We start from the raw sequence: 16,530 nt of genomic DNA, 5'->3' as shown, positions 1-16,530 counted from the left end.
TTATACCTCCTTGTTTCCTCGCATTGTCGAAACAATGTCGTTGTAATACTTGTGCGCGATATTGCCGGGGGTCTTGACCTTTGCGGCAAACGCGGAAAGTCGCTCCACGGGAACGATCAGACGTTCCGCCTGCGGGTAGTCTTCCAGCACGTCCGCAAGGTAGGCTTTCACGTCCTCGAACGTACCGTTGAATACGGCGTGTTCTTTCAAGCGTCCGTGCGGGAGGGAGGGACCGGCATACACGAACAGGCCGTAGCCCTCCGGGGCGGCTTCCTGCGCGTCCTCTGCGGGCGGCTCTGTGTTGCTGTCCCCGGTGGTGCTTTCCTCGCCGTCCTGCGGCTCCTGTGTTGCTTCGTCGCCCTCCGCCGGGTCGTTACCCTCCGGGGGCGTTTCTGCGCTGTCTTGCGGCTCCTGTGCGCCCTCTGCGGCGCGTGCCTGTTCCAGCAGTTTTAGAATGTCGTTTTTCTTCATGCTGTCGTCGGCTTCGATGCCGTGTTCCGCGGCAATTTCCAGTAGTTCGTTTTTGCTCATGCTGGACTTGAATTCTACTGCCATATCTGTTGAACCTCACTTTCGATAATCGGCATGGTCCATTTCGTCATCATTTCGCCCAAATAGTAAGGGGCTGTGCTGTCCGGGTACACAATCATTTCAAGTGGAGATTTCAAGACGAACTGCCCGCCGACAACGCCATCTTTCAGCAGGGCGACACGAATTCGCGTCAGCAGGTTCAAGACGCACATTGCGCCCTCGCTTTCGTCCTCCGAATAGGTGGCGGCGACGATACGCACGATGCATTCGCTTTCCGGGTCCTGTCCCTGTTCCTGCGTGTCGGTGCTTTTGATGTACTGCAACAGCAGGTAGGGGACCCGCTCCGTTTGCGCGGTTTTGTTCGGCAGGCGCATTTTGTAGACCTCCGCCGCGCGTTCCTTGTTCTCTCCACTCTTGCGGTCCACCCGGACGGGTAAAAGAATGTCTTTTGTTTCTTGCTTCACAAACGCTTCCAGCGCGTCAAGCAGTTGTAAAGGTGTCATGCGTTCAACCTCCGTACCCGTTCAGAATGCGGGTGATTTCGTGTTCAACGCGCTTGTTGATGACCTCTTGTGCCTTTTCCTCCACGTCGGCAAGAACGATACTGTTTCCCGCCATCTGTGCCGTAGACGGCCCCATGAACTCGCTGATAGGCAGGCGCTTTGAACCGTCGCGCTCGAACATACCTGTATGTCCGCTTTGCATTCGTGCAATGAACGCGTCTTGAAACGGCGTGCGCCCGTTTCCGGCAAGCACCGCCGCCGACACGGTAGCCCGTTGGATAGGAATTGTCGGCGATACGTTGAAGCGGTATAGCGGTATCTTGTGGCCCGCAAACAGGACAGTCCCAACAATTCCGCCGTCGCTGGACTGTGTGCGGACCTTGATTGTCGTTTCCGCCCGGACGTTCTGCCGCGTGATTGCATAAACGGTCGTGATGCCCTTTAGGGTTTCAGAACGAACGGTATTGTTCGCCCGGCGGATAGTGCTTGACAGCGCCTTTTCTATGCCGCCGGGAACACCCGATAAAATCAGGTTGACCCGCTCGATCTGTTCGGCTGTAATAGTAATCATTCGGTCAGCATCTCCAAATAAAGAACGATTTCCCCAGCTTCCGGGTGAACCTTTGTGATTTGGTAAATGTGGTCGCCGATTTCCATATTCAGGCCCTTTTGTGGAATGGTCTTCAACAGGGATAGCGGGACATATACAACAAGGTCAACAAGAACCAAGCCGTCTACATGGTCCGTAGACGGCTTTTTCCTGTCCTGTGCGCCGCCGTCATCAATGATGACGGGGCCTTTGTAGCGCACCCCGTCAATCCAGAATTCCATAACGTCGGCGTGTTCGCGGGCGTTATGGAATACCGCTGTAAGGTCCCGTTCAACCTGCGCTTTGAAGTTCATTACAGGACCTTTGCAACGTACCAGCTATTGACCTCATGGGGAACGGTCAGCGGCTTACTGTTGACTTGCAGGAAGCGGCGGTCCGGGCGGCGCTCAACCCACGTCTGCGGCACGCGGTCGCCCTCCACGGTAACAAACGTCTTGCCCTCTTCAGGAATCATGGTGATTGCGCCGTAGTAGATAGAATACTCCGCTTCGGTAGACAGCAGGGCAAGCGTGCCGTCGGGAACAAGCGGCTTCTGTGCCGGGGCGTTGGGGTTGGTCCAGTTGTCCAGATACCACTCGTTGTACTGGTAGAGGTCAAGGCCCAGCTTGTGAATAGTGCCGATGTAGGTAAGGCCGTTCGGCAGTTCGCGGGGCTTGATAACTGCCAAATCATAGGCGCGAACGTCCAAAACGGACTTGACCTTTGCATTGTTTACAAAGGCGTTCGCAACGTCCTTTGCCATGATGCAGATATTGCAGTTCACAAATCCCTCTTTCTGGACGGCTTCACGCCAGCGCTCCAAATCGCCCAGCGGGTCGGAAGTATCGGCGTTCCACTTCTTTTCGGCGCTGACGATGGTTTCCTTGTTGGTGAAGTCAAAGTCGATGACTTCGTTCAGGCCCTCGCCGATAATGGGAATCTGCCCGGTGAAAATGGCGGTAGCCGCCATCCACTCTTCGCGGCGCACGATCATTTCGTTCAGTTCGCGCAGGTCGTCCGCCAGCTTCTCAACGGCACGCTCCGCGGGGGTTCTGCCGCTGTACGGGTTTTCACCCGCAGAACGGTTCAGCAGGTCGTCAACGGTGGTGATTTTGTCAGGGGCCAGCAGAACGGGGGTGTAAGTCTTCGTCTGGTAGCCGCTGTTCGGAACCACCTTGCCGCCGACTTTCGGGTGAACGAACGGTGCGAGGGCGCGGCTTCCTTTCTTGAAGTCAACGTCAACGCTCTTCGTGGGGAAAGTGCGGCGGTTCTTGAACAGGGTATCGCGGAAAAAGGTATGCACGGGGGGCATTCTGGTAATCAGCTTACCCAGCGTGCGCGGGGTGTAAATAGTTGTTTCGATAGCCATTTTCTCTTCGCTCCTTTACTTCAAAAAGATTCCGATATTGCGGAACGCCTTTGCCAGCGTATCGGCGGTCACGCCCTCCGGCAAGGTGATAGCGTCCGCGAAAAATTCGCCCGTCAGGTAGACGACGACTTCTTCCGCGGCTTCTGCGGCGGTCGCGGCGATGCCGTAAATGCCCGCCGTGGTGTTCTCATACTCGGACTTCGCCGGGGTGCTTGTGTCGCTCACGGCTTCGCTTGCGGCGACTTTTGCAACGGGTTCAATGCCGCTTTCCGTCAGCTTGACGGGTTCGTACTGCTTGACGCTCTTTCCAGTGGCAACAGCCTTGACCGCCGTAACTACGGGGTATTCTCCGGCGAAAAACTTCACGGGTACGCTCTGGTCTTTCTGGATTTCGTACATGGTGTTTCCTCCTTTACTTCGTCACAGGGAACAGTTTGTCAATGGCATTGTCAATGTCATTGTCGCCGCCGTCATCGCCTGCGCCCTCATGTGCGCCCGCTCCAACGTCGCCCGCACCGCTCTTCTGCGCGTCGTCGTCGCGGTTCTTGATGTAAGTTCCGCCCTGCTTCTTCTGCGCGGCAACGATAGCTTTTGCCACGTCACCCGCCGCAATGGGGTTGTTGAACTTCGCGTCGTTTACGATGCTCTCATAGCCCGCAAGCGCCACGTCTTCAATGTCCTGAATGCGCTTGCGCTCCGCGGTTGTCGCCGCGTCCTCGATCTGACGCGTCAGGTCGGGGAAAGCTGCTTTCAGGCCGTCAACCGTAGTGATTTTTTCGATTCCGTCCATTGTGTTTCGCTCCTTTTCGGTATTTTTATGGTTGGTTTTATTTGAAAAACCGCCGGGCGTGCGGGCCGTCATGCGGTTTAACAACGATACAGGCATATTCGGAAATCGCGTCAGGTCGAGGGAAACGCTGTTCACAACGACTTTTGCCGCATTTTCCACGGTCGTTTCCGCGTCCTCAAACATGAGTTTGTCGCAGAAACCCGCGTCAACGGCCTGTTTGCCGTCGTACCACGTTTCAGCCGCCATGATTGCGGCAACGTCCGCCGCGTCCTTCCCCGTTTTCAGGGTATAGGCGTTCACGATAGACTGCTTGATGACCTTTAGTTCATCGGTCATTTTCGCAAGTTCCGTTTCGTTGAAGTAGCCCAACAGCCCCAACGCCGGGTCATGCACCATGAAAACGCCGTTTCCGGGGATTTCGATGCTGTCGCCCGCCATTGCAATAATCGTCGCCGCAGACGCGGCCCAACCGTCGATTTTCACGGTGATTTTCGCCGCGTTGTCTTTCAGGCGGGTGTAAATGGCATTTGCGGCGAACACGTCACCGCCGCCGCTGTTGATGCGTACCACGATTTCAGGCACAGCGCCCAGCGCGTCCAGTTCCTCCGTGAACTGCCGCGGGGTCACTTCATCGCCCCACCATGTTTCAGAAGCGATGTCGCCGTAAAGAATGAGTTCCGGGGGATTGTCCCCGCTTGCTGGTTGGAAGTTCCAAAAGTGTTTATTCTTCGGTTTTGCCTGCGGCGTTGCCGTTTTCTCCATTTTCTTTTACCTCCCTTAACATTTTTTCTTCGCGCTTCAACTGCGCGGCGTTTCGGTAGAAGTCTGAACCGTTCATTTCCATAGCTTCGCGGTCGCGGGTGGAGAAACCATTCTGCACGCGCTTTTCCGCCGCGGTGACTTCCTGTACCGGGTTCAAAAGGCCCTGCGCCGGGCCGTTCCACTCTGCGCCCGTGTACGCCTTGCGTATCAGCGGGTCAGAGAAAAAGCCGGGCGCGGGAATGCGGCCCTTTGCCACGGCTTCGGCGAACCATTCTTCATAGACTGGTTGGCAAAAATCATTTGCAAGCCACGTCCGATACATACGGAACATTTTCCATGCTTCCAGAAGCGCCCCGCGGGACGCACTGTAAGACGCGTTGAAGTTCTTTACCAACAGTTCATAGGGGATTTCAAGGGCCGCGCCGATCTGACGGCAGATAGCCACAACGAACCCGTCAAAAGCCGTGTTCGGTCTGCCGGGGTTCATGTCGTGTGCTTTTTCGCCCTCGTTCAAATCCACGATTGCGCCGGGGGCAAGTTCAATCGTGCTGTCGTCGCCTGCGTCTACTTGTGCGTCCTCTGGAATGATTTCACCGAACCCGCCGTCGCTGGACGCGGATTCTTTTTCGATAAACACCGTGAACATACCAGAAACCACGGCGGCGACAAGTTCCGCGTCTGTATATCGCCCAAGCTGTTTCAGCGCTTCAATGACCGGGGCAAGAAACGGCACGCCGCGGCGCTGTCCGATGCGCTCCCGGTTCATAATGTGAAGCACATTTCGCCGCCCGGTCTTTGCGCCCCACGCTTCAACGCGCGTCCACCCGGTTTCCGTCATGTCATACGAAAGAGGGTGGTGCTTGCTGATATGGTAGGCCACGACTTCGCCCGCGTCGTTGGTTTCAACGCCGCCGATGATATGCGGGTCAACAATCCCGTTCGGATTGCTCAGCCTGTCCGCTTCGATCAGACAAATTCGCAGGTCGTAAGGCATATTCGCCCGCTTTGTCACGGGCAATGTTGCGATAACGTCACCGCTCATAAGCCAGTTCAGAAACGCGAGTTGTTGCAGTTCGTAGAAATTGTCGAGCCGTTCAAGGTCGCAGGCGGTCGAATCGGCCCACAGCGAAAATTCCCGCTCGATTTTGCGTTCAAGGTCGCGGGCGGCTTCTTCGTCCATTCCCAACGCTTCATAGTCAATTTGACTTTTCAGCCGCAGGCCGGACCCGATGACGTTTGTTCGGCAGGTTTTCAGCGCACCCGTCGCCAACGGAACGCCCATGTAGAGGTCGCGGCAACGTTGCCGCAGGGTTGATAAATTGTCCTGAATATCTTCCTTTGCGGACCCGCCGCCATACAGCCAGCCCGCAAGCGATTTCTTCGTGTGTGATGCGCCGTAGTTTCCATACCCGCTATCCAGAATATCCAGCTTCCGGCGGGCGGCGGCGCGTTTTACCGCCGTTTGCGGGGACACAGCGGCAATCACCCGGTCTAATGCGTTCAAACCGCTTCACCGTCCTTTCTCACAGGTCCCGCGGCACTACCCGGAACACGCGGTTTCTTCCGCCGCGGGCTTCGATGTTTTCCAGCCGGGAAACCTCATTCGTCCAATACTTGATGCGTTCGCCGATTTCGGAAAGATCGGCTTTCGTCAGGCTCCGCGAACCGATGGTATAGCTTTGATGCGTTGTTACCTCCAATTCGGCGGCAAGCCACGCTTCAAGGTGTTTTCGCGCGATTTCAAGCCGCGCTTTCTGTGATGTAGCCATTTATAGAATTCCTCCGTTCGTCCGTGAACGCCTGCCGCGCCGCCGCGGGGCGGGTGCGGTGGTGTCATGCTCCGGCGGCTTCAAAATCGGGTTTGCGATTTCCAGCGCGACGGTCGCATAGTTCCGAATGTCCAACGGCTCGTTTCGCTTGTAGCCGCCGTCTTTCAGGGTCCAGACGTATTGTGCTTTGCCCCGCTTGTAGCTGATAACCATTTTTTCGGCGGTTAGGCCCTTGAAGTATTCCTGCGTATATCCCCGGTCTTTCTCCCGCGGGAAGTGGCAGTAATTCGGTCCCTCTTCCTGCACCGCCAAACGCTGATATAAAAGCGCCTTGCCTGTATCAACGCCCACGGTAAAAAGCGGGGTTTTGATGTTGTTTGCCGTTGACGGTCGGTTGAAGTACGGGACTTCCGCGCCGCCCTTGCCCTTGATTGCAAACACGCGGCGGGCTGTCCGCTCCTTGCAGAAGCGGTAAACCTGCGTCGTGAAGTGTCCGCCGGAATCGACGCAGGCGCAAATGATTTTCAGGTGTCTTCCGTCTGCCGTTGTGAACGTCTGCGAAAGAAAGCGGTCCAGTTCGTCCCACACGGGCTTTAGCTTCAAATCACCGTAAATGACTTGATACTTGATGCCCCAACTTTCCTTGTCCACGCCCCAGCCGACGACTTCCGCTTCAAAACGGTCGTCCTGAACGTCAACGCCTGCCGTCAGCACAAGAACTTCTTCCGGCACTTCGCAATTATATTTTTCGCGGCGTTTGTAGAGGTCGTCCGTTTCGATCTGTTCGCCGTCCTCTTCCCACGTTTCGCCCATTTCGGTATTTGTCCAGACTTTCAGAAGTTCGATGTTGCCTTTTTTCTTCTCTTCGTTCGCAGTCAGGAACTTTTCAACGATTTCCCGCCAATCCACGAACAGGGAAGCAAGGGCGTTCAGGTGGAAGCCCCGGACCTTTCGTTCCGGGTGGGCCGCAACGAATTTTCCGTTGATGTACTGTTCTTTCCACTCCGTTTCGCTGGAAACCACGCCGCAGGCCGGGCAGGTACAGCCGATTTCGTCCAGCTTATCCCGGTCAAATACGATATTCGCCCACAGCAGGGGGGTGAATGCTCCGCAGGCCGGACAAGGTACGTTCCATTCTTCCTGCGTGCTGTGTTCAAATTCAACAGCGATGCGGGACGTTTCCTTGTTGGTAGGGGTCGAAACACAGACTTCTTTTTTATTCCAAAATGTCGCAAGGCGCTTTCCAGCAAGTAACAGTGGGTCGCCCTCGTTGCCCGCCGTCGCCGGGTATCGGTCGATTTCGTCCGCAAGCAGAATGCGGATAGGGCGTGACGCAAGGGACGACGGCGAATTTGCGCCTACCATCGTTACATGACCGCCCGGAAAGATTTTCTGCAAAATGGTGTTGCCGCTGTTCCGGCTTTTGTCGTTCACCTTGTCGCGTAGAACCGGGGTATCGCGCAACATAGGCGAAAGACGGTCCTTGCTGAACGTTTCCGCCATCTGAATAGTTGGTTGCATAACCATAATCGGTGACGGGTCGTAGTGCATATAGTAGCCGATAGGATTTAATATAAGCGCGTCCGTTTTACCGATCTGCGCCGCGGACATGATAACGACTTTCTGAACCCTCATGTCGCATACTGCGTCCATGATTTCGCGTTGATACGGGGCCTTTGACGTTCGCCATCGCCCCGGCTCTGCCGATGATTCGGAGGACAAGCGGCGGTATTTGTCCGCCCATTGCGAAACTGTCATGTTGGGGGGTGGGGCCAGAACGGAGAAAATGCGGGTGAACAGGTCAACCGTCGCTTTTTTCATCTTCTTTCACCCTTTCCCCGAATGTCGTTTTGAAGTCCGAAAGTTCCATCAACGCTTCGTCGATGTGGTCTTTCAGCAGGGCGAAAATTTCCGCCTTGTCCGTCTTCTTACAAAGGACCGGGGCCAGTTTCGAGGGAATCGCCATAAGCCGGGATTTGAAGTTTACCAGCATATCAGTCATAACGGCTTCGATGTCCTCTGCCGCGTGAAGCTGATTTTCTTTCAACTGCAATTCGTACTCTTCGTTTTTGCGCTTCGCCCGAACCAGCTTTGCCCGCTCCGTGTTGTAATCTATGGTTTCGTCGCCCTCCGGGTTTCGCTTTCGGAGGTAGTTAATATAGCGGTGGTTCGTGTCGATCAGGTCATACAGGCCGGGGCGAACCTCCGCTATCACTTTTTCGTCGCGTAGCTGTCGGACGCGCCGTTCTGACACGTCCAAAAACCGGGCAACCGCCCGCACGTCGTAAAGTTTCACGGTTTTTCACCCCTCCCAAGCCCTTATTTCTCGAAAAAACACCCCCATACTGAAAAAATCGGCACGGCCCGGAAGCGTTCAAAAAAATTTCGTGGCTAAAAAAACGCCGGGCGTCGCGGACCCGCAGGCCGTAGGCTCCGCCGAAAGAACCTATTTCAAATTTCCGGGTCGCCGCACGGGTCGTCCACTTCGTCGATGATTTCGCCCGTTTCAGGGTCAACGTCGAACGCTCCTGATAGTTTTTGCTTCGCAAGATTATATTTGCGCTCTTCAAGGCGCAGGCGGCGGCTTTCCATCTCATAACCCTTGATAGAATCAAGTAGCTTGATGATACGCCCGTGTATCTTGTTCAGTTCGGCTTCCAGTTTCATAGCGCGATCAAACGCGCTTGCCTTGATGACTGTTTGCATATTGACTTTGTAACTGGATTTCTCCAACTCCATTTGACGGTCTGCCGTGGTATCTTCCAGCGCGGCTATTTCGCGTTGTAATTCGTCCAGTTGCTTTTGCTTTGCCTTTGACGGCGGCTTACCATCCGGGCCGCTGTCAATCTCCCACGTCAGGTCATCACGCTTACGGCGCAGGGTTTCCAGTTTCTCTTGCTGTTGCTCCAAACGCTCCGTACTCTTTGGCGCACGCATTTCAACAACGCGGTCAATATACAGCGCGTCCGGGTCGCCGTTCTCTATCTTTGCAATCTTGCTTTGCAGGTCGGCTTCCTTTGCAATCAGAAGTTGCAATTCAGAAAGCATATTCGTTCCCGTGTCAAGCGTGATACTTTCGATGTATTCGCGCTGTTCGTCCGGGAGGTCCGCAAGGCGAACCGTTGAATATGCGCCGTGGGTTTCCGCGTTTCGGTTCCCGTGTGGAGCGCCCGCACCTGCGGCGTTCTTATTGCCGGGTTGTCCGCCGCGCTTCCGCGGTGGTTTCTGCGCTTCAAGTTCCGCCGCCCAGCTATCAAGGCTTTTCCATTTGCGGACCTGTTCAGGCTTTACGCCGACTTGCTCCGCAACCTGTCGGGCCGTCAGCGTTCCGCCAGAATCAAGCCATATCCGCCGGGCTTTGTCACGTTCCGGGTTTCGCTCTCTTGCCATGCGTCCGCCGCGCCCCCTTTCGTTTGTTTTTCATTTTTCGTTCTGGGCGTTGCCGCGGAAGTGCGTAAAAAACGGGCCATGTTCAAAACATGGTCCGTTTTCAGGCTTCCGGCGGCGTGGAGGAATGCGCCGCCCGTATCGTTGTGTTCACTTTTCACAATGCCAATTATAGCAGGAAGAACGGGCAATAGGTGGCAATCTTATTTTTCCGGGAAAACGTAGCGGGAAATCTGCTTGTTCTGCTCAAAGCGCTTTGCCAATCTATCCAGCGCAATGTTTCGGATATTCCGGCATTGCCGCGGGCTGTAATTTACGCGTTGCGAAAGACGTTCCCATTGAAGCCCGTCTATGTAAAAGCCGTAAATCACCGCTTTTTCGCGGTAGTTCAGGGCGTTCAACTCCGAAAGAATTTCGCCCTTTATCGCGGTCAGCCTTTCGTTTTCCCGGCGCATATTTGCGATAGTGTCGGAAACGGACTGCGGGATATTCAGCACGACGCGTTCGACGGGGTTTGAAACCCCACCTTTCCCGTGTGGCATACCGTCGGAATTCACCGCGCCTAACGTGGAATAGTATTGATCTTCAAGGTTCCGAATAACCCGCTCGTTCATGGTGACTGTTTTATCTATATCCCGGTAAAAATCCAGAATAGCAATAACTCTTTCTTGCTTCATTGCTCCGTTTCCTCCTGTTCCTGCTCTATCAAGGCGGCTTATATACCCTGCGGAAAGGGTGCGCCCGCTCGTAATGTCTGATTTGTACCATGTACCGCCGTTCAATCAGCGCGGCCCGCTCTCTCTGCCGTTTTCTGCGGCGGTGCTTCGGCTCTGCCTGCGCTACGACTTCTTCAACTTGCGTGATGAATTTTTCAACTGCGCTTGTCAGCGCGTCCGCAATGGACGTGATTTCGTCCCGTATGACCTGCACAGCTTCTTGAATGCGGTATATGGCTTCTTCCGCTGATATGCCCGCCCGCTCCGCAAGTATCATCGCGGCTTCACGGAAACGCTCTGCTTCCTCCGCCGCGGCTTCCAGATAATCGGTCTTGTATTCGTCCATCTGCGCCCCTCACTCTTCCGCCGGGGAACAGAAATAAGAAACCGAACAAAAGATTTTCACCCGCTGTCCGCAATGTTGGCAGGTGTGCGGCTTTCCCTCCGCCGCGCCGCGAATGCTGTATTCGATAACTTTTGCCGCGTCAAACTTCGCCCCGCAATACGGGCAAATCCCGCATTCGCTACTTCTGGTAGCCTGCGGGCGGCGTGGTGCGCTCTGCTGGGTGCTTTCGGTCGGCTTCGTGTCCTGCGTCCCGTCTGCGGTGTCCCGCTCCACAGCGGCGCTATACGGCGGCGTGGCCTGCGTGTCCGGCACTTTGTCCCGCTCGACTACGGGTTCCCGCTCTTTCTGCGGGCGTTCTGCCTGCGTAGGTGTGGCGGTGTTCTCTGCGGGCGGTGCAGGCGGGGCAGGACGTTTCCATTCCCGCGCGGCCTTGATGGAAATTGCCCCGGTCAGGTGATATTCCTTAAAGGCGGCGTTCTGGTTCTCCACAGGCAGGCCCGCCAATTCGTAGGCGGTCGAAAGGTTGATGCGGTCCGCTTTCAGTTCCTCCGTGAATTCCGGGGACAAATGGCGAATGATGGTGTCATATCGTCCGATCTGCGTTGTGCTGGTATGAAGCACCTTTGCGATAAAATCGCGGGTCCCGTCCGTCTGTAACTCTCCGTCTTCAAACGTCTTTTCGACGATGCGGCGCAACAGTTCGACGAACCGGGGCTTTGTCTTCGCTTTCTCCAAAACCTCCCGCAGATAGCGGACCTCTTCGATTTTGTCCCATGCGGTCTTTTCTCTCTGCGAGTTGGTAACGATCAGGTCCAGCCCGTCGCGTATTTCCTGTTCGTCCGCCGCTTCCTCTGTCGGTTCGATGACGCAGGGTACGAATTCGTATTCCGGCTTCCCATCGTTCACAAGTTCGATAGAAGCAAGGCGGCGGCGATGCCCGGCAATGACCTTGTACTTGCCGTCGCCCAGCGGAACGACGACAAGGTTTTGAAGAACTTTCCCTGCAATTTCGATTGCCGCTTTCAGTTCCCCGATTTCCCGCATGGAATAGAAATTGTCTTCCGACGGCACAAGGTCAAAGACGCTCAATTTCTCATAGCGGCTTTCAGAGGGGCGGGGCTTTGCACTCCCGCCGCCCGCCGCCGCCTTTGACGTGTCACTCAAAATCTGGTTCAAATTAAATCTTCCCATAGATAGCCCCTTTCCGTCCGAATCGGACATTTTAGCGGTGAACGCCGATGCGCCCGCGGCCTGTTATCGGTTTGAATGCTTCCCGGCAACCGTCAGGGTCGCCGCAACCGGGCCAATACCCGGCGCGGCAGAACCGCTTGTCGGAAACGTCGTCAATGTCCAGTCGGTCGCAAATCCCGCATTGATACGCGCGGATTTTCTTCCCGCCCCGGCAGTATTCCGGGACCGCCGTTTTCTCCGTCATTGTTTACCCCTCCGCAAGTATTCCTGAACGAATGCGATATAGTCCATTGCGGTTCCGCTCCGTCGGCTGTACTCCACGATAGGGATTTCCGAAAAGGTGCTTTCGGTGACTTTATCCGAATAGCGAATGCGGGTGTCAAAGACTGGGTATTCCGGGCGGGACCGCAACCACGCTTCGCCCTGCTTCTCTGCGTCGGCGCGGATAAAGCAGGTAATCAAGCACCCGGCAAGGCGCAAGCGCGGGTTCAGGTCGTCCCGTGTGTCCTCGATTTGTTCTTTCAGTTCTTCCAGCCCGTCAAAGGCGTACTTGTCAATCTTTATGGGAATAATCACGTCGTCGGACGCGACAAGGGCATTTATCGTTGAAATGTTGATGTCCGGGGCGTTGTCGATGATGCAGAAATCATAAAAGTTTTCTTCCGCAATCGCGTTCAGGGCGGACCGCAGGCGCGTTTGTTGGGGGCGGGTGCTGTCCATCAGGACTTCCATGTTCGCCCGAATCAAGGTCATGTTCGCAGGCATTACGTCGATATTCTCGAACCGGGTCTTCTTGATGACCTCCCGCGGGTCCAGCCGCCGGGCAGTCAGCACGTCCGAAATGCTCTTGTCGTCGTAGGAATGGACCCCGAATGCCTTTGACGTGTTGCCCTGCTTGTCGTTGTCCACAAGCAAAACACGCTTGTTGTGGAGCGTTGCGAGGACGTGGGCCATGCTGTCAGCGGTCAGCGTCTTTGCAACGCCGCCTTTTAGGTTGATAATTGATATGGTTTTCACCGTCTAAACCTCCTTTTGTGGTTCTCCCGCTCGAAAGCGGGTCAACGAACGATTTCTACCAAACGCCCGTCGTTGTCCAGTTCGTACAGGAACTTCACCGTTCCGGCTTTGACGGAGTGCATACACACAATGTCGGTGATAGTCCGTTCAACGATAACGTCAAGCGTTCTGCCGCCCACCGCGCAGGCGTTCTTCCTCATGCCGATTTTGTCGCCAATCTCAAAGGGGCAAACGGCGTTGAATGCCGCAAGTTTCATTTTCTTTTACCTCCGTTTCGTTTGTCAGCGGCTCCCGGTCTTACTTCCGCCGCCGCTTATGCTTTTTCCGCTTTGGAGCGGGAGGGGCGGGCGGTTCCGGCTCCGGCTCCGTCGCTTCCTCGCAGAGAACTTCCAGTTCTTCCACGTCCGCCGGGGCGAACGTCAGGGACGCGCCGCCGGGGTCGTATGCCTGCGCCGCCCAATCCGCCTTGAATTTCGCAAGGTCGTTTTTGTAGCGCGGGAACGGGTGTACCTGTTCGGCGTAGTAAATCGCCATCATCATTCTTTCGTCGTCTGCCGGGTCCCAATTATGCAGGTGATAGCTTGCGTGGTTGTCGTAGTCCCACAGGGAAAGCAGGACAACCAGCCCGTCGAACTCTTCGTTCGATCTCTGGATATTCTCAAAGTCCCGGTAGGTCAAGCCTTGCCCTCTGCATTCCTCCCGGATTTGTGGAATGCTCTTTCCGCCCGTTTTCAGGCGGCAACGAACAACTTTCGGTCGATAGTTCATGTATTTTCACCGTCGCTTTCTTTCGCCCGCTCGATTGCGCGAACGGCGGCAAAGAATCCGCTTGCGCCCATAGCTTGCAGGGCCGCGGGCGCGTTGATAAATACGTTGTCGTTGCGGTTGACCCATTCTTTCAGAAATTCCACGGTATAAAGCGGGTCATTCAGCCGCCGAATGATTGCTTCCTGCTTCTCTGTGATCGTGATTTTCCCCATGTCTATTTCCTCTCTTTCTTCTTCAACGGGCAGTAGCGCGGGGCCGTCTTCCCGTAGAACAGTAGCGGACCCGGCGGCGGGCATTTCGGGTGATTGCAGTAAGACGCTTCCTGCCCGAAATGCCCGACGTGGGCGCTGTTGCTGTTTCCGTTGCGTGGGTATGTGTGGACCGATGCAAATTCGCATTCACGGCACTTCATGTCGGTTCCTCCCAATTCCACCACCCTTGTTTCCCGCGGGCGGGAATGGGCGTTTTGAACATGACCGGGTTTTGAAGCACCCACGCGAACCGCCCCGGCGAATAATCACCTAACAGGCGTTCCCGGTTATCCAAACTGTCCACAAGTTCTTCCACAGGCACGCAATCGACGATTTCAACGGTTCCGATGACTGCGCCCCGCGGCAGGTTTCCGCCGCCGCCTGCGGCTTCCAGTACAGCCCAAAACTCACCGTTCGTCAGATGCTTTGTCGCTTGCACTTCGTCCAGCCGCCCGGCGTGGACAGCGACGCGGCCCCGAATATGCGTCCGCCGGGGTCTGGTTTCATAATGCTTGACCCCTGCTACGATTGCGTGTGCGTAGGGCTGATACACGGTAAAGGCTTTCATTCCTGAACCTCCTTGTTTCCGTTGTAGATGACCACCATAGACGGGAACGGGGCCGCGGCGTATGCTTTGCCCTCTTCATCGGTGAAGCGTAACCGCCCGCGCACAAAGCGGATTTCCGCCCGCCCATATATGTAGTCGTGAAAGTATGTCGTGTCAGTCCGGGCCGGAATCAGAAGAACGACGGTTGCGCCGCGCTGGGCTTCCTCGTAGGCTTTGCGAACCCATTTCCCAACCTCGCGCCCGTATGGAGGGTTGCAGAATACAGCCCCCCCCCCGCAAGATTCCACGGGCTTTTCAGTCCGTCGGTTTCCGGGGTGTAGTACGCCGGGCATTTTGCGCTTTTGTCGGTCGCCGCCGCGTCAAGCGTAAAATGAAACTCTTCGTTCAGTCGGTCGAAAAAGTCTTGCGGGGTGCAATAGTCCATCTTTTTACTGCTCAAAAGCGCCGCGTTCATTCTTGAACCTCCGCCGTTTCCGCGTCAAATGCGGTCGTCTGGTTTTCGTCCGGCTCTTCTTCGTCCTCCGCCGCCGGGGTGGTGAATGCGCTCCGGGTGTTCAGGAAGTGGCGGCATTGATAGGACAGTTCTTCCAGTTCGTCGGCGAATTTCTTGCTAATGACATAAGGCATGATGACCGCCGCCGTCAGGAACCCCGCCTTTGCGACGATGTACGAACCGCCCTGCGGCGTGGTCCGCTCGTAGAATTGCACCATGTCGATAACGTCTTCCAGCGGCGAAAGGTACAGGCTCCGAATGAATGTAACGCCGTTGTTCGTTTTCAGCGGTTTCAAGCGCAACCCGCCATTGATAAAGGTCGTTTCGTACTCCCGAACCAGTTTGTCGCCCGCCGCCACGTCCTCGACGTTCAGGTGTTCCGGCAAGCGCTCATGCCGGAAAAGAATTTTTTCGCGTTGCTTCCCGGTAATATCGAACACGGCGCAGAAACTTTCTTCGTCCAGAATAGGCAGGCCGTCCAGAGGATAGAGGGCGTAGCCGTCGCCCAACCATTGTGTGATTTCTCCCGATCTGTCGATGCGGTCATACAGGTAATAAAGCCCGTTCGTCTTGCAGATAGAAAGAACCTTTTTCAGCTTCATTCGTCTACCTCCGCCGCCTGCTCGTTCAACGCCTTTACCGCCGCCGGAATGTCGGCGCGGCCCGCGTTCTCCACTTCAACCCGCGTCACGTCGCCGACGTGGTACACGGAAACTTTACGCTTCTGACGGAAACCCGCCGCCGCGGTCGCCACAGCTTCACCCGCCGCGACAATCAGGACCACACAGCCCAGCCAAACCCAAAAACTCGAAAACACGAATTGCAGAAGTTCCATTTTATTTCCCTCTTTCCAGCCTTTCGGCGATATTCAAAATTCCGACGATTGCTTCACGAATGTTCGCGTCTGTGTCCGCTGTGATGGACAGGACCCGTGCAATGTCCCGCAGTTCCTCCGCCGCGGCGATTTGGTCCACCGCCGCGCCCGTTGCTCTCATGCAGTCAGGGCAGAGGGGCAGGCCCTCCGCCGTCGGTCCGCCGCATTTCTCACACTTCGTCAGTTTCATAGATAACGCTCCTTTATACCGGGTAGCCAAATACAATGACGGTTCCTGTCAGGACTGCGCCCAGCATGAAAGCAACCCACAGGATAACCACACCCAACAGGACGTTTTCGGCCCAGCCGCAGACACGCAAGGCCCACTTTGCCACGGTCCAGCATTGCAGGCGGCGGGTGTGTTCCAGTTTTTCAAGGCCCGATGCCCGTTTCATGTCGTAGGTCGCCGCTTTGACCTCCGCCGCCACTTTCGGTTGCAAACCCGCTCGAATGGTGAACAGCGCCCAATAAAGAACGATCAGCAGAATTCCGGCACGCATTGTCAGTCCTCCGTTTCCCGTTCATGCGCCCACACACATTCGGCGCAGTTTTCCAGTTCGCCCGTGTCGAGTGGGCAAGGCTCCTTGTCGGCCCATTCAGGCTTCA

At 55.7% G+C, this 16,530-nt stretch carries 27 protein-coding genes; all 27 read right to left on the bottom strand.

Going from position 1 to position 16,530, the window contains the following annotated elements:
- Positions 1-555 carry a hypothetical protein gene (locus tag IEY11_RS09860; protein WP_188886444.1) on the bottom strand — a complete coding sequence of 185 codons (555 nt, stop codon included), beginning with the start codon at positions 553-555 and terminating at the stop codon, positions 1-3.
- Positions 546-1,034, bottom strand: coding sequence for a hypothetical protein (locus IEY11_RS09855; protein ID WP_188886443.1), 489 nt, complete (start codon positions 1,032-1,034; stop codon positions 546-548). Before IEY11_RS09855 ends, IEY11_RS09860 begins: the two co-directional genes overlap by 10 nt.
- 4 nt (positions 1,035-1,038) lie before the next feature.
- Complete coding sequence (locus IEY11_RS09850; RefSeq protein ID WP_118648486.1) at positions 1,039-1,605, bottom strand: phage tail protein; 567 nt, start codon at positions 1,603-1,605, stop codon at positions 1,039-1,041.
- Positions 1,602-1,937: a hypothetical protein gene (locus IEY11_RS09845; RefSeq protein ID WP_117490799.1), complete on the bottom strand. Its 336-nt coding sequence runs from the start codon at positions 1,935-1,937 to the stop codon at positions 1,602-1,604. The genes IEY11_RS09850 and IEY11_RS09845 overlap by 4 nt, the downstream gene beginning before the upstream one ends.
- A complete protein-coding gene (locus IEY11_RS09840) occupies positions 1,937-2,992 on the bottom strand; it encodes a major capsid protein (protein ID WP_188886442.1) in 1,056 nt (351 codons plus the stop codon). The genes IEY11_RS09845 and IEY11_RS09840 overlap by 1 nt, the downstream gene beginning before the upstream one ends.
- A gap of 15 nt (positions 2,993-3,007) precedes the next feature.
- A complete protein-coding gene (locus tag IEY11_RS09835; protein ID WP_188886441.1) occupies positions 3,008-3,391 on the bottom strand; it encodes a hypothetical protein in 384 nt (127 codons plus the stop codon).
- Positions 3,392-3,404: 13 nt separating this feature from the next.
- Entirely contained in the window at positions 3,405-4,544 is a 1,140-nt protein-coding gene (locus IEY11_RS09830; protein ID WP_188886440.1) for a head maturation protease, ClpP-related, read from the bottom strand.
- Positions 4,504-6,048 carry a phage portal protein gene (locus IEY11_RS09825; protein WP_117490809.1) on the bottom strand — a complete coding sequence of 515 codons (1,545 nt, stop codon included), beginning with the start codon at positions 6,046-6,048 and terminating at the stop codon, positions 4,504-4,506. Before IEY11_RS09825 ends, IEY11_RS09830 begins: the two co-directional genes overlap by 41 nt.
- A gap of 19 nt (positions 6,049-6,067) precedes the next feature.
- Positions 6,068-6,313, bottom strand: a complete 246-nt coding sequence (locus IEY11_RS09820) for a DUF6148 family protein (protein WP_117490811.1) — start codon at positions 6,311-6,313, stop codon at positions 6,068-6,070.
- The gene (locus IEY11_RS09815) at positions 6,314-8,134 is read right to left on the bottom strand and encodes a phage terminase large subunit family protein (protein WP_118648476.1); all 1,821 of its coding nucleotides are present in this window, start codon (positions 8,132-8,134) and stop codon (positions 6,314-6,316) included.
- The gene (locus tag IEY11_RS09810) at positions 8,115-8,609 is read right to left on the bottom strand and encodes a hypothetical protein (RefSeq protein WP_118648474.1); all 495 of its coding nucleotides are present in this window, start codon (positions 8,607-8,609) and stop codon (positions 8,115-8,117) included. The genes IEY11_RS09815 and IEY11_RS09810 overlap by 20 nt, the downstream gene beginning before the upstream one ends.
- Positions 8,610-8,764: 155 nt before the next feature.
- The gene (terS, locus tag IEY11_RS09805) at positions 8,765-9,703 is read right to left on the bottom strand and encodes a phage terminase small subunit (protein ID WP_188886439.1); all 939 of its coding nucleotides are present in this window, start codon (positions 9,701-9,703) and stop codon (positions 8,765-8,767) included.
- A 200-nt stretch (positions 9,704-9,903) separates the two neighbouring features.
- Positions 9,904-10,377 carry a hypothetical protein gene (locus IEY11_RS09800; RefSeq protein ID WP_188886438.1) on the bottom strand — a complete coding sequence of 158 codons (474 nt, stop codon included), beginning with the start codon at positions 10,375-10,377 and terminating at the stop codon, positions 9,904-9,906.
- 28 nt (positions 10,378-10,405) lie between these two features.
- Positions 10,406-10,762, bottom strand: a complete 357-nt coding sequence (locus IEY11_RS09795) for a hypothetical protein (protein WP_188886437.1) — start codon at positions 10,760-10,762, stop codon at positions 10,406-10,408.
- 9 nt (positions 10,763-10,771) lie between these two features.
- Positions 10,772-11,938, bottom strand: coding sequence for a ParB N-terminal domain-containing protein (locus tag IEY11_RS09790; protein ID WP_188886436.1), 1,167 nt, complete (start codon positions 11,936-11,938; stop codon positions 10,772-10,774).
- 46 nt (positions 11,939-11,984) lie between these two features.
- Positions 11,985-12,197: a hypothetical protein gene (locus tag IEY11_RS09785; protein WP_188886435.1), complete on the bottom strand. Its 213-nt coding sequence runs from the start codon at positions 12,195-12,197 to the stop codon at positions 11,985-11,987.
- A complete protein-coding gene (locus tag IEY11_RS09780) occupies positions 12,194-12,970 on the bottom strand; it encodes a ParA family protein (protein ID WP_188886434.1) in 777 nt (258 codons plus the stop codon). The genes IEY11_RS09785 and IEY11_RS09780 overlap by 4 nt, the downstream gene beginning before the upstream one ends.
- A gap of 41 nt (positions 12,971-13,011) precedes the next feature.
- Positions 13,012-13,227 (bottom strand): hypothetical protein, encoded by a 216-nt coding sequence (locus tag IEY11_RS09775; RefSeq protein WP_118648462.1) that lies wholly within the window; start codon positions 13,225-13,227, stop codon positions 13,012-13,014.
- Between the two features lie 40 nt (positions 13,228-13,267).
- Positions 13,268-13,738 carry a hypothetical protein gene (locus tag IEY11_RS09770; protein ID WP_188886433.1) on the bottom strand — a complete coding sequence of 157 codons (471 nt, stop codon included), beginning with the start codon at positions 13,736-13,738 and terminating at the stop codon, positions 13,268-13,270.
- Complete coding sequence (locus IEY11_RS09765; RefSeq protein WP_147323819.1) at positions 13,735-13,950, bottom strand: hypothetical protein; 216 nt, start codon at positions 13,948-13,950, stop codon at positions 13,735-13,737. Before IEY11_RS09765 ends, IEY11_RS09770 begins: the two co-directional genes overlap by 4 nt.
- A 196-nt stretch (positions 13,951-14,146) precedes the next feature.
- Positions 14,147-14,557 (bottom strand): ASCH domain-containing protein, encoded by a 411-nt coding sequence (locus IEY11_RS09760; RefSeq protein ID WP_188886432.1) that lies wholly within the window; start codon positions 14,555-14,557, stop codon positions 14,147-14,149.
- Positions 14,554-14,844: a phage N-6-adenine-methyltransferase gene (locus IEY11_RS09755; protein WP_256372133.1), complete on the bottom strand. Its 291-nt coding sequence runs from the start codon at positions 14,842-14,844 to the stop codon at positions 14,554-14,556. Before IEY11_RS09755 ends, IEY11_RS09760 begins: the two co-directional genes overlap by 4 nt.
- Positions 14,727-15,011 (bottom strand): DNA N-6-adenine-methyltransferase, encoded by a 285-nt coding sequence (locus tag IEY11_RS15075; protein ID WP_279289188.1) that lies wholly within the window; start codon positions 15,009-15,011, stop codon positions 14,727-14,729. The genes IEY11_RS09755 and IEY11_RS15075 overlap by 118 nt, the downstream gene beginning before the upstream one ends.
- Positions 15,008-15,652 (bottom strand): hypothetical protein, encoded by a 645-nt coding sequence (locus IEY11_RS09750; protein ID WP_188886431.1) that lies wholly within the window; start codon positions 15,650-15,652, stop codon positions 15,008-15,010. Before IEY11_RS09750 ends, IEY11_RS15075 begins: the two co-directional genes overlap by 4 nt.
- A complete protein-coding gene (locus tag IEY11_RS09745; protein WP_117555125.1) occupies positions 15,649-15,885 on the bottom strand; it encodes a hypothetical protein in 237 nt (78 codons plus the stop codon). Before IEY11_RS09745 ends, IEY11_RS09750 begins: the two co-directional genes overlap by 4 nt.
- 1 nt (position 15,886) lies before the next feature.
- Positions 15,887-16,114, bottom strand: a complete 228-nt coding sequence (locus IEY11_RS09740) for a hypothetical protein (protein ID WP_188886430.1) — start codon at positions 16,112-16,114, stop codon at positions 15,887-15,889.
- Between the two features lie 13 nt (positions 16,115-16,127).
- Complete coding sequence (locus tag IEY11_RS09735) at positions 16,128-16,424, bottom strand: hypothetical protein (RefSeq protein WP_188886429.1); 297 nt, start codon at positions 16,422-16,424, stop codon at positions 16,128-16,130.
- Between the last annotated feature and the right edge of the window lie 106 nt (positions 16,425-16,530).

The sequence above is a fragment of the Butyricicoccus faecihominis genome, assembly GCF_014648015.1.
Lineage (GTDB): Bacteria > Bacillota > Clostridia > Oscillospirales > Butyricicoccaceae > Agathobaculum > Agathobaculum butyriciproducens.
The sequence above is the reverse complement of the archived record's forward strand: the minus strand, read 5'-3'. Positions and strand labels throughout refer to the sequence as shown.